The organism is Streptomyces sp. NPDC023838, assembly GCF_040639555.1.
Lineage (GTDB): Bacteria > Actinomycetota > Actinomycetes > Streptomycetales > Streptomycetaceae > Streptomyces.
Genome location: NZ_JBFAAD010000004.1, coordinates 334,473 through 344,825 on the forward strand (window position 1 = coordinate 334,473; position 10,353 = coordinate 344,825).

The 10,353-nt window shown below is 71.8% G+C and carries 8 protein-coding genes and 2 pseudogenes; 4 read left to right on the forward strand and 6 right to left on the reverse strand.

Annotated features, from left to right (window positions below):
- Window positions 1-60: 60 nt before the first annotated feature.
- Window positions 61-903 (reverse strand): aldo/keto reductase, encoded by an 843-nt coding sequence (locus AB0G17_RS07800; RefSeq protein WP_361377142.1) that lies wholly within the window; start codon window positions 901-903, stop codon window positions 61-63.
- A gap of 352 nt (window positions 904-1,255) precedes the next feature.
- On the opposite strand from AB0G17_RS07800, the gene AB0G17_RS07805 reads away from it, so the two are divergent.
- On the forward strand, window positions 1,256-2,260 hold the full coding sequence (locus tag AB0G17_RS07805; RefSeq protein ID WP_361377145.1) for a chitinase: 1,005 nt from the start codon (window positions 1,256-1,258) through the stop codon (window positions 2,258-2,260).
- A gap of 105 nt (window positions 2,261-2,365) precedes the next feature.
- On the opposite strand, the gene AB0G17_RS07810 is transcribed toward AB0G17_RS07805, so the two are convergent.
- Together AB0G17_RS07810 and AB0G17_RS07815 are read right to left on the reverse strand one after the other, a co-directional pair.
- Window positions 2,366-4,165 (reverse strand): AMP-dependent synthetase/ligase, encoded by a 1,800-nt coding sequence (locus tag AB0G17_RS07810; protein WP_361377148.1) that lies wholly within the window; start codon window positions 4,163-4,165, stop codon window positions 2,366-2,368.
- A gap of 242 nt (window positions 4,166-4,407) precedes the next feature.
- The gene (locus AB0G17_RS07815; protein ID WP_361377151.1) at window positions 4,408-5,892 is read right to left on the reverse strand and encodes a DHA2 family efflux MFS transporter permease subunit; all 1,485 of its coding nucleotides are present in this window, start codon (window positions 5,890-5,892) and stop codon (window positions 4,408-4,410) included.
- A gap of 114 nt (window positions 5,893-6,006) precedes the next feature.
- On the opposite strand from AB0G17_RS07815, the gene AB0G17_RS07820 reads away from it, so the two are divergent.
- The gene (locus AB0G17_RS07820; RefSeq protein WP_361377154.1) at window positions 6,007-6,975 is read left to right on the forward strand and encodes an AsnC family transcriptional regulator; all 969 of its coding nucleotides are present in this window, start codon (window positions 6,007-6,009) and stop codon (window positions 6,973-6,975) included.
- Here the strand turns inward: AB0G17_RS07820 and AB0G17_RS07825 are convergent.
- Window positions 6,950-7,657: a LysR substrate-binding domain-containing protein gene (locus tag AB0G17_RS07825; RefSeq protein WP_361377157.1), complete on the reverse strand. Its 708-nt coding sequence runs from the start codon at window positions 7,655-7,657 to the stop codon at window positions 6,950-6,952. The genes AB0G17_RS07820 and AB0G17_RS07825 overlap by 26 nt on opposite strands.
- Here AB0G17_RS07825 and AB0G17_RS07830 point away from each other — a divergent pair.
- Window positions 7,626-8,515: pseudogene (locus AB0G17_RS07830) on the forward strand (bile acid:sodium symporter family protein); the annotation flags it as partial. The gene AB0G17_RS07825 and the pseudogene AB0G17_RS07830 sit on opposite strands and share 32 nt — an antisense overlap.
- Here AB0G17_RS07830 and AB0G17_RS07835 read toward each other — a convergent pair.
- Window positions 8,499-9,431 carry a zinc-binding dehydrogenase gene (locus AB0G17_RS07835; RefSeq protein ID WP_361377160.1) on the reverse strand — a complete coding sequence of 311 codons (933 nt, stop codon included), beginning with the start codon at window positions 9,429-9,431 and terminating at the stop codon, window positions 8,499-8,501. The pseudogene AB0G17_RS07830 and the gene AB0G17_RS07835 overlap by 17 nt on opposite strands.
- A 105-nt stretch (window positions 9,432-9,536) precedes the next feature.
- Between AB0G17_RS07835 and AB0G17_RS07840 the strand changes: the two genes are divergently transcribed.
- Window positions 9,537-9,992 carry a MarR family transcriptional regulator gene (locus AB0G17_RS07840; protein WP_361377163.1) on the forward strand — a complete coding sequence of 152 codons (456 nt, stop codon included), beginning with the start codon at window positions 9,537-9,539 and terminating at the stop codon, window positions 9,990-9,992.
- 106 nt (window positions 9,993-10,098) lie between these two features.
- Here the strand turns inward: AB0G17_RS07840 and AB0G17_RS07845 are convergent.
- Window positions 10,099-10,353 (reverse strand): annotated as a pseudogene (locus AB0G17_RS07845) (IS110 family transposase); the annotation flags it as partial.

Here is a 10,353-nt window from a genome sequence, read left to right on the forward strand (position 1 = left end):
TCGTAGCAACTGTCCGAGCAGCGGGTGGTTGTGGACTCGGGGCCGGTCGAGGGCCGGGCCTCAGTGCTCGTCGAAGTGGTCCGGGTCCGGGCCCAGGCGCTTGGCCTCGTCGAGGGCGGCGATGGCCGCGATGTCCTCGGTGTCGAGCTCGAAGCCGAACACGTCGAAGTTCTCGGCGATGCGCGAGGGCGTCACCGACTTCGGGATGGCGATGGTGCCGAGCTGGAGGTGCCAGCGCAGCACGATCTGCGCCGGGGTCTTCGCGTACTTCTGCGCGATCGCGACGATGGTCGGGACCTCGAGGAGACCCTTGCCCTGGCCCAGCGGCGACCAGGCCTCGGTCGCGATGCCGTGCTCGGCGTGGAAGGCGCGCAAGTCGGCCTGGGCGAGCTGCGGGTGGAGCTCGACCTGGTTGACCGCCGGGACCACGCCCGACTCGTCGATGACCCGGCGCAGCTGCGGCTCCTTGAAGTTGGAGACGCCGATCGCCTTGGCGCGGCCGCTCTTCGCGATCTCGCCGAACGCGTTCCAGATCGACACGTAGTCGTCGCGCACCGCGCGCGGCCAGTGGATCAGATACAGGTCGACGTAGTCGAGGCCCAGCTTCGCGAGCGAGGCGTCGAACTCACGCAGGACGCTGTCACGCGTCCACGTCTCACGCGCGCTGTTCCACAGCTTCGTGGTGACGAAGAGTTCTTCGCGAGCCACTCCCGACGCCGCGATCGCCTTGCCGGTGCCCACCTCGTTCTCGTAGATCGCGGCCGTGTCGATGGACCGGTACCCGGTCTCGATCGCGGTCGTGACCGCCTGCGCGGCCTCGTCGTCCGGCACCTGCCAGACACCGTAACCGAGCTGCGGCATCTCGACGCCGTTGTTGAGGGTGATGGAGGGGACCTTGCTCACGAGCGGTCGATCCTTACGTCGTCGGTTGGTACTCAGTCCGTCAACGAACAAGCGGACGGAACCATTCCCCAGTCGTGACCGTGGCTGAATCTCCGCGCCACAGATCCGGCCTTCTCGGTTCAGACCACATGAGGCCTGGCGGGGCTCGGCCTGCGCCGAATGGCCCAACAGGGCTGTGTCCCAACGCATTTGAGTCTGCGCGACCCATTGACATCAGGCGCCTCAGGCACTGCTATGCAGTGTTGGTTAGGAATCTTTCCTAACCGCCCTCTGGGGGACGCCCATGGCTCCCCATGGCTCCCCATGCCCCCGTGACTCCATCCCCCACGCTCCCCCCTCGAAAGGACCTCCCATGCGCATCGCCGCTCCCCGACGCCGCACCGCCGCAGTCGCCGCCGGTCTCAGCTGTCTCGTTCTGCCCCTGGTCGCCTCCGTGCCCAAGGCCGTCGCGTCGCCGCCGCTCGCCGCGGGCGCCATGGCCGCCGCCCCCTACGAGTACCTGGGCTGGGGCAACCCGCAGAAGCCGACCGACGTCATGGCGGCCACCGGCGTCAAGTGGTTCACCCTCGCGTTCGTCCTCTCCGACGGCGGCTGCAACCCGAAGTGGGACGGGTCGCGGGCGCTCACCGGCGGCTCGGACCAGTCCGCGATCAACGCCATCCGGGGCGCGGGCGGCGATGTCGTCGTCTCCGTCGGCGGCTGGAGCGGCAACAAGCTCGGCGAGAAGTGCTCCAGCGCCTCCGCGCTGGCCGGGGCCTACCAGAAGGTGATCAACGCGTACCACCTCAAGGCGCTGGACATCGACATCGAGAACACCGAGTTCTCCAACGGGACCGTACGCAAGCGGGTCGTCGACGCGCTGAAGATCGTGAAGACGGGCAACCCCGGGATCGTCACCTACGTGACCATGGGGACCACGCCCGGCGGGCCGGACGCCAACGGCAAGGACCTCATCAAGAAGGGCGCGGCGGCCGGACTCGCCAACGACGGCTGGGTCATCATGCCGTTCGACTTCGGCGGCCACAGCGGCTCCATGGGCTCGGCGACCGTGAGCGCCCTCGAAGGGCTGAAGGCCGCGGTGAAGAGCGCGTACGGCTACGGCGACGACACCGCGTACCGGCACATCGGCGTGTCCTCCATGAACGGCAAGACCGACGAGGCCGGCGAGACCGTCACCACCGGCGACTTCCAGACCATCCTCGGCTACGCGAGGCAGCACCACATGGCGCGGTACTCCTTCTGGTCGGTCAACCGGGACCGGCAGTGCGGCTCGGGCGGCGGCGCGGGGGACTCGTGCAGCGGGGTCTCCCAGGCGCCCTACGCCTTCACCAAGATCGTCGTCCAGTACGCGGGCTGAGCGGGAGCGACGAGGCGCCGACCGTTCAAGGTGCCGATCAAGTGCGCGGAGCGTGAGATGAGTTGACCTGCTGACGCGGGATGGCGCGCCCTGTACCACGACGGCTCAGTGGTACAGGGCGTCCACCTCCACCGTGTAGGCCTCCTCGATGGCCCGTCTCTTCAGCTTCAGCGACGGGGTGAGCAGACCGTGCTCCTCGGTGAACTGATGGGCGAGGATCCGGAAGGTACGGATCTGCTCGGCCTGGGAGACCAGGGTGTTGGCGGCGACCACCGCGCGCCGCACCTCGGTCTCCAGATCGGGGTCGCGCACGAGCTCCGACGCGGTCATCGACGGCTTGTTGCGCATCGCCAGCCAGTGGTCCACGCCCTCCTGGTCGAGGGTGACCAGGGCCGCGATGTACGGGCGGTCGTTGCCGACGACAATGCACTGGGCCACCAGCGGATGCGCCCGCACCCGCTCCTCCAGGGCCACCGGCGAGACGCTCTTGCCGCCGGAGGTCACCAGGATCTCCTTCTTGCGGCCGGTGATGGTGAGGTAGCCGTCCTCGTCGAGGGCGCCGATGTCGCCGGTGCCGAGCCAGCCGTCCTTGAGTACCTTCTCGGTGGCCTTGGGCTCGTTGAGGTAGCCGGAGAAGATCTGGCCGCCGTGCAGCCACACCTCGCCGTCCTCCGCGATGTGCACGGTGGTGCCCGGCACGGGCTGGCCGACCGTGCCGAACCGGGTGCGCTCGGGCGGGTTGGCGGTGGCGGCGGCCGTGGACTCGGTCAGGCCGTACCCCTCGTAGATCGTGACGCCCGCACCGGCGAAGAACAGCCCCAGGCGGCGGCCCATGCTGGAGCCGCCGGACATGGCGTGCCGCACCCGCCCGCCCATCGCCTCGCGGACCTTGCCGTACACCACCTTCTCGAAGAACTGGTGCTGCATCCGCAGCGCCGCCGAGGGGCCGGGCCCCAGGCCGAAGGCCTTCTGCTCCATCGCCTCCGCGTACTTCACCGCGATCTCGACGGCCTTGTCGAAGGGGCCGGTCTTCCCGTCCGCCTCGGCGCGCCGGCGGGCGGCGTTGAAGACCTTCTCGAAAATGTATGGGACCGCCAGGATGAAGGTGGGCCGCAGGGACTGGAGGTCGGGCAGGAGCGCGGAGGCGGAGAGCGCGGGCTGGTGGCCGAGCTTGACCCGGCCCCGGACGGCCGCGACCTCCACCATCCGGCCGAAGACGTGCGCCAGCGGCAGGAAGAGCAGGGTGGAGGCCTCGTCGCCGGGGCGCGAGTGGAAGACCGGCTCCCAGCGGGCGACCATGGTGTCCGCCTCGAACATGAAGTTGGCGTGGGTGATCACACAGCCCTTGGGGCGGCCGGTGGTGCCCGAGGTGTAGATGACGGTCGCGGTCGACTCGGGAGTGACCGCGCGGCGGTGGCGGTGGACCACGTCGTCGTCGATCTGCCCGCCCGCCGCGAGGAGTTCGGCCAGCGCCCCCGCGTCGAGCTGCCACAGCCGTTTGAGGTGCGGCAGCCGGTCCACGACCGAGCCGATGGTCATGGCGTGGTCCTCGTGCTCGACCACGCACGCGGTGACCTCGGAGTCGTGCAGCATCCAGAAGACCTGCTCGGCGGAGGAGGTCGGGTAGATGGGCACGGGCTGGGCGCCGATGGACCACAGCGCGAAGTCGAAGAGCGTCCACTCGTAGCGGGTGCGGGACATGATCGCCACCCGGTCGCCGAACCGGACTCCGTCCGCGATCAGCCCTTTGGCGAGCGCCAGCACCTCGTCGCGAAAGCGTGCCGAGGTCACGTCCTGCCACTGGCCCGCCGCGTCCTTGCGGGCCAGCGCGACCCGGTCGGGATCGTCCAGGGCATGGTCGAACACGACGTCCGCCAGCCCGCCGACGTGAGGCGCCGTCGCCATGGGTGGGACAGTGAACTCGCGCAATACCTTGCTCCTTGTGGCGCTCCGCACAGCGCCGGTGACGGTACCCCACCCGGGGTCCCGGCGGGAGGGGCGTCAAGGAATCCGGTCAAGTGCGACAGTGACCAGCATCACCACAGGTCAGCCCGGTGGGCGCGGCCATGCCCCGGCCGGCCGGCCCGCATTCTGACCCTGGAGTCAGATGCGGGCGGTTTTTTCTCCACGGAATCTGTACGACCTGGTTACGCCCGCTCTACGGGGACCGCATCGTTGGTACGTACCTGGGCGGGCGCGGCCACGGGCGTGCGCACCAGCGCGAACACCGCGACCCCGGCCACCACGGCGAGCGCCCCGGCCGCCACCGCGGCACCGTTGAGCCCCGAGGCGAACGCGGTGTGCAGCGCCTCGTCGGGCACCCGGCCGCGCAGCGAACCGGCCGCGCCGCCCGCGAGCGCCCGGGCCTGCGGCGCGCTGTGCAGCGAGTCGGCCATCCGGGAGGTGGCGAGGGTTCCGAACACCGCGATGCTCACCGCGTAGCCGAGCTGGCGCACGGTGTTCATCGCGCCGGTCGCCATCCCGCTGCTGCGCTGCGGCACCGAGGCGAGCGCCGCCGACGCGAGCGCCGGGCTGACCAGCCCCACACCGACGCCGGTCACCACCAGGCCCGCCACCAGGGCCGTCCAGTCGGAGCCCGCGTCGAGCAGCGACTGGCCGAACAGACCGGCCGCGATGAGCAGCAGCCCGACGCAGATCAGCAGCCGCTGGGAGACGCCGTGCAGGAACCGGCCCCCGAGCGCCGAGGTCACGAACGACGCCAGCGCCAGCGGCACGAGCGCCAGACCGCCGGTCACCGGGCTCATGCCCATCAGCGTCTGGAGCCAGATCGAGGTGTACGGGAGCACCCCGAAGGCGGCCGAGTTCAGGGCGAGCGCCGCCACCAGGACGCCGACGAACGCCGGGCGCCGCAGCAGCGACAGATCCATCAGCGGCCGTTCCGTACGGCTCTCCACCACGACGAAGGCCAGCAGCGCGGCCGCCGAGGTGGCGAAGGAGAGCAGGGTGCGCGAGGCGCCCCAGCCGTCGGTGCCCGCGTTCACCGCCCCGTAGGTGAGCGTTCCGGCGAAGAGCGCGAACAGGGCCGTGCCCGCCCAGTCGGTGCGGCCGGCCGCCGGGCTCTTGGACTCCGGGACCACCCGGACCGTCAGCCACACCGCGGCGGCGCTCACCGGCAGGTTGACGAAGAATATCCAACGCCAGCCGAACCCCTCGGTGAGCAGCCCGCCCAGGATCGGGCCGAGCGCCGCGGCCGCGCCGTTGACCGCGCCCCACACGCCGAGCGCCACCGAGCGGTCGCGGCCCTGGTAGGCGGCGCCGAGCAGCGGCAGCGTGGTGGCGAACATCGCGGCGGCGCCGACGCCCTGGAGCGCGCGCATCGCGATCAGCGTCCCCGCGTCGCCCGCGAGGCCGCAGGCGAGCGAGGCGCCCGCGAAGAGCACCGTGCCCGCCGCGTAGAACTTCCGGCGCCCCGCCGCGTCGGCGCCCGCGCCCGCGCCGAGCAACAGCGCGGCCAGCGCCAGCGCGTACACGTCGATCACCCACTGCAGGCTCGACAGCGAGGCGTCCAGCGAACTCGCCATGTCCGGCAGAGCCACGGTGACGATGGTGACGTCCAGCAAAAGCATGAACGTCCCCAGGGACACGGCGACCAACGGACCCCACTTGCGCATTGCATTCCTCCGACCTTGTGCGTTCGACGTCCCGTACGATCGGTCCCGGCCGGACCGAAGTTCCACCCAGTCCGCCTCTCACGCAGGAATCCGACATCGGAAGGGCTCAGGCCGATGGATTCACCCGAGTTCGACGAGCTGGACCAGCGGCTTGTGAGCGCGCTCGTCCTGGACGGCCGGGCGCCCTTCAGCAAGATCGCCGCCGTGCTCGGCGTCTCCGACCAGACCGTCGCCCGCCGCTACCGCAGGCTGTACGCGGAAGGCGAGCTGCGGGTCGTCGGCGTCCGCGACACCGAACGGCTCGGCCACGCCCGCTGGATGCTGCGGCTGCGCTGCACCCCCGACGCGTCCGTCTCCATCGCCACCGCGCTGGCCCGGCGCCCCGACACCGCCTGGATCGGGCTGACCTCGGGCGGCACCGAGGTGGTCTGCACGACCGAGGCACGCAAGCCCGAGGACCACGAGGCGCTGCTGCTCGGCAAGCTGCCGCGCACCCCGAGCATCATGGAGATCGGCGCCCACCAGCTGCTCCACGTCTTCTACGGAGGACGGCTCGGCTGGTTCACCAAGGACTCGGCGCTCACCGCCGAGGAGCGGGCCGCGCTGGCGCCCGAGCCGGTGGAGCCCGCCTGCGGTCCGATCCGGCTCGACGCGGAGGACGAGGCCCTGATGGCCGCGCTCGCGCGCAACGGCCGGGCGAGCCATCCCGAGCTCCAGAAGGCCACCGGACGCTCGGAGTCCGCCGTCAAGCGACGGCTTGACCAGCTGCTTCGCAGCGGCGCGCTCTTCATCGACGCCGAGTTCGACTCGACCCGGTTCGGCTTCCGGACCAGGGCGCTGCTGTGGATCACAGTGGCGCCCTCGGCGCTGGCGGCCGTGGGCGCGGCCCTCGCCTCCCACACGGAGGTCGCCTTCGCCGCCGCCACCTCGGGCCCCGCCAACCTCGTCGCCGTCGTCATCTGCCGCGACCCGGCCGGGCTCTACGCATACCTCAGCGAGAAGCTCGGCACGCTGGAAGGCGTCCAGCACGTCGAGAGCGCGCCCTTACTGCGCCAGGTCAAGCGGCTGACGTACGCGGGCTGAGGCCGCTCGCCAGGATCGCCGCCGCCAGCGCGTCCGCCGCCTCCTGCGCCGCGGGGCGGCGCCCGCCGTGCAGCAGGACGAACTCCACCGGCCCGAGCTCGGGCAGCCCCGACCTCGGCGGCAGCGGTACGAGCCCGGGCGGGACCAGACCGCGGCTGTGCGCCATCACGCCGAGCCCCGCCCGGGCCGCCGCGACCAGTCCGCTCAGGCTGCCGCTGGTGCAGGCGATCCGCCACGGCCGCCCGTGGTCCTCCAGGACCTCAAGGGCCCGGGCGCGGGTGATGCCCGGTGGCGGGAAGAGGATCAGCGGCACCGGCCGGCCGGGATCCAGGCGCAGCCCCGGCGCGCCGATCCAGCACAGGGTGTCCTGCCAGACCTGCTCGCCGTGCGTGTCGCCCGGGCGCCGCTTGGCGAGCACCAGGTCGAGGCGGCCCGCCTCCAGCCGGCGGTGCAGGGTGCCGGAGAGCTCGACCGTCAGCTCCAGATCGACCTCCGGGTGGTCGCGGCGGAACGACTCCAGGACCTCCGGGAGCCGGGTGAGCACGAAGTCCTCGGAGGCGCCGAACCGCAGCCGTCCGCGCAGCCGGGTCCCGGTGAAGTAGGCGGCCGCCCGCTCGTGCGCGGCCAGGATCGTCCGGGCGAAGCCGAGCATCGCCTTCCTGTACGGAGCCCGGCTCTCCACTCGGGAGGCGCTGGACGGGCTGCGCCACTGGCGGTCCACGGGGCGGTCCTGGCCTGTACGTTCGTGCTCTTCCCGCTGCTCGGGCTCGCCGCGCGCGCTCTGGTTCCGGTGGTGCTGACCCCGGACCTCTTCCACGGGCTCCTGTTCCTGTGCCTGGTCCCGTCGACCATCCAGTCCTCGATCGCCTTCACCTCGATCGCGCGCGGCAACGTGCCCGCGGCGATCTGCGCGGGCTCGTTCTCCAGCCTGGCGGGGATCTTCGTGACCCCGCTGCTCGCGGCCTTGCTGCTGGGCGGGAGCGCCGGAGGCGTCTCGGCGGACTCGGTGCTGAAGATCGCCCTCCAGCTCCTGGTCCCGTTCGCCTCGGGGCAGTTGCTGCGGCGCTGGGTGGCAGGCCCGCTGGCCCGGCACAAGAAGGTGCTGAGCCTGGTGGACCGGGGCTCGATCCTGCTGGTCGTCTACACCGCGTTCAGCGAGGGCATGGTCCGGGGCATCTGGCACCAGGTGAGCCCGGCCCGTCTCGGCGCGCTGCTCGGGGTCGAGGCGGTGCTGCTCGCCGCGATGCTCGCGCTGAGCTGGTACGGGGCGAAGCGGCTCGGGTTCGGCCGGGGCGACCGGATCGCGATCCAGTTCGCCGGATCCAAGAAGAGCCTGGCGGCCGGGCTGCCCATGGCCAGCGTCCTGTTCGGCGCCCAGGCCGCCCTCGCGGTGCTGCCGCTGATGCTCTTCCATCAGATGCAGCTGATGGTCTGCGCGGTGATCGCCAGGCGGCGGGCGCGCGATCCGCTGGAAGAGGCGGCGCCCGGCCCGGTCTCCCGGGGCGCCGCCCTGCCCGCCGTCCTCACGCGCCGCCGGTGACGAGCACCACCTTGCCCAAGTTGCGCCGGGATTCGATCAGTTCATGGGCGCGGGCAGCCTCCTCCAGCGGCAGCTCGGCGTGGACGGCCGCGCGCAGCTCGCCGCTTCGGTGCAGCTCCCACAGCTCGTCGCGCCAGGCCGCGTACAGCTCCGGTTTGCCGCGGGCGATCAGCGCCATCTGGAAGGCGATCACCGACTTGCCGCCGACGAGCAGGTCGTAGACCTCGACCGTGCCGCCGCCGGAGCTGAACGCGACCAGTCGGCCGCCGGGCGCCAGTGCCTTCACCGCCGGGGTGAGCAGCTCGCCGCCGACGCCGTCGAGGACGACGTCGACCGGCTCGCCCCAGGACTCGTCGCCGTAGAGCACGACCTCGTCGGCGCCCATCTCCCGTACGAAATCGGCCTTCTCGGCCGAGCTCACGGCCGCGACCACCCGGCTCGCGCCGCCCGCCCGGGCCAGCTGGAGCGCGATCTGCCCGACGGCGCTCGCGGCCGCCGTCACCAGGACCGATTCGCCCCGCTGAGGCTGCGCCGACTCGTAGGCGCCGCGCGCCACCAGGCCGCTGCGGACGAGCGCGACCGCCTCGACGGACGAGGCGTGGTCGGGGATGCGGGAGGTCATGGCCTCGTGCAGCACGGCCAGTTCGGCGTATCCGTGCGAGAAGCAGAGCCCCGTCACACGGTCGCCCGGCGCGAACGCGCTGACGCCGTCGCCGACCGCGACCACCGTGCCCGCGACCTCGCCGCCGAGCGGGAACGGCTCCCGGCCCTCGCGCACCTTGCGGACGACGGGCAGGGTGATGCCGATCGCGTCGGTACGGATCAGCAGCTCGCCGGGGCCGGGCGCGGGGGCCTCGACGTCCTCGGAGAACAGGACCTCGGGGCCGCCGTTGACCTCGAAGCGAACACGGCGCATGGACCCTCCCGGGGGCGTGGACGAATTCGTTGGTGGCTCCAACGGTTCTCACCGTAGACCGAAAGTCATTGGGAAGTCCAATGGTTTCTGGGTAAGGTCGACGCCATGACCGAACGCGCCGAGTCCCTCCCCGCGCTCCAGCGCATCCAGGCCCTGCCCAGCTGGGTCCTCGGCCGGGCGGCCGCCCGTGGCCGCGGCCTCGTGGCGGCGGCCATCGCCCACGAGGGCGCCAAGATGTGGCACCACGCCGTGCTGGCGGCCGTCTGCGAGTACGGGCCGCTCGCCCAGGCCGAGCTCGGGCGCCGGATCTCGCTCGACCCCAAGGACCTGGTCGGCGTCCTCAACGACCTCCAGGCCGGCGGGTACGTCGTACGCGAGCCGGACCCGCGCGACCGCCGCAAGAACGCGGTCACGGTGACCCCCGAGGGTGAGGCGATGCTGGAGCGCTGCGCGGCGGCGGCCGAGCGGGCCAACGCCGAACTCCTGGCCCCCCTGAGCCCGGCCGAGCGCGACCATCTGATGGCGCTGCTGCGGCGAATCGGGGCGGAGGACCTGGAGTAGCCGCGAGCGCTTGGCGGGCGGACGGCGGGGGCGGGTCGGCACGGGGGGGGTGCCTCTATGTCTTTCGTCAAGGACGTGGTGCCGGGTTTGAGGTTGTTTGGGGTGGTCATGCGGCGAGGGTGACGGTGGGGGTTCGGGACTCGTAGAAGGTGCCGTCGCGGAGCATGGCGAACAGGACGCTGATGCGTTGGCGGGCGAGGCGGAGGAGTGCCTGGGTGTGGGTTTTGCCGCGGGCGCGTTGGCGGTCGTAGTAGGTGCGGGAGGCGGGGTCGGCGTTCATGCAGGCGAAGGCGGAGAGGAACATGGCCCGTTTGAGCTGCCGGTTTCCGCCGCGGGGTGCGTGTTCGCCGTGGATCGAGGT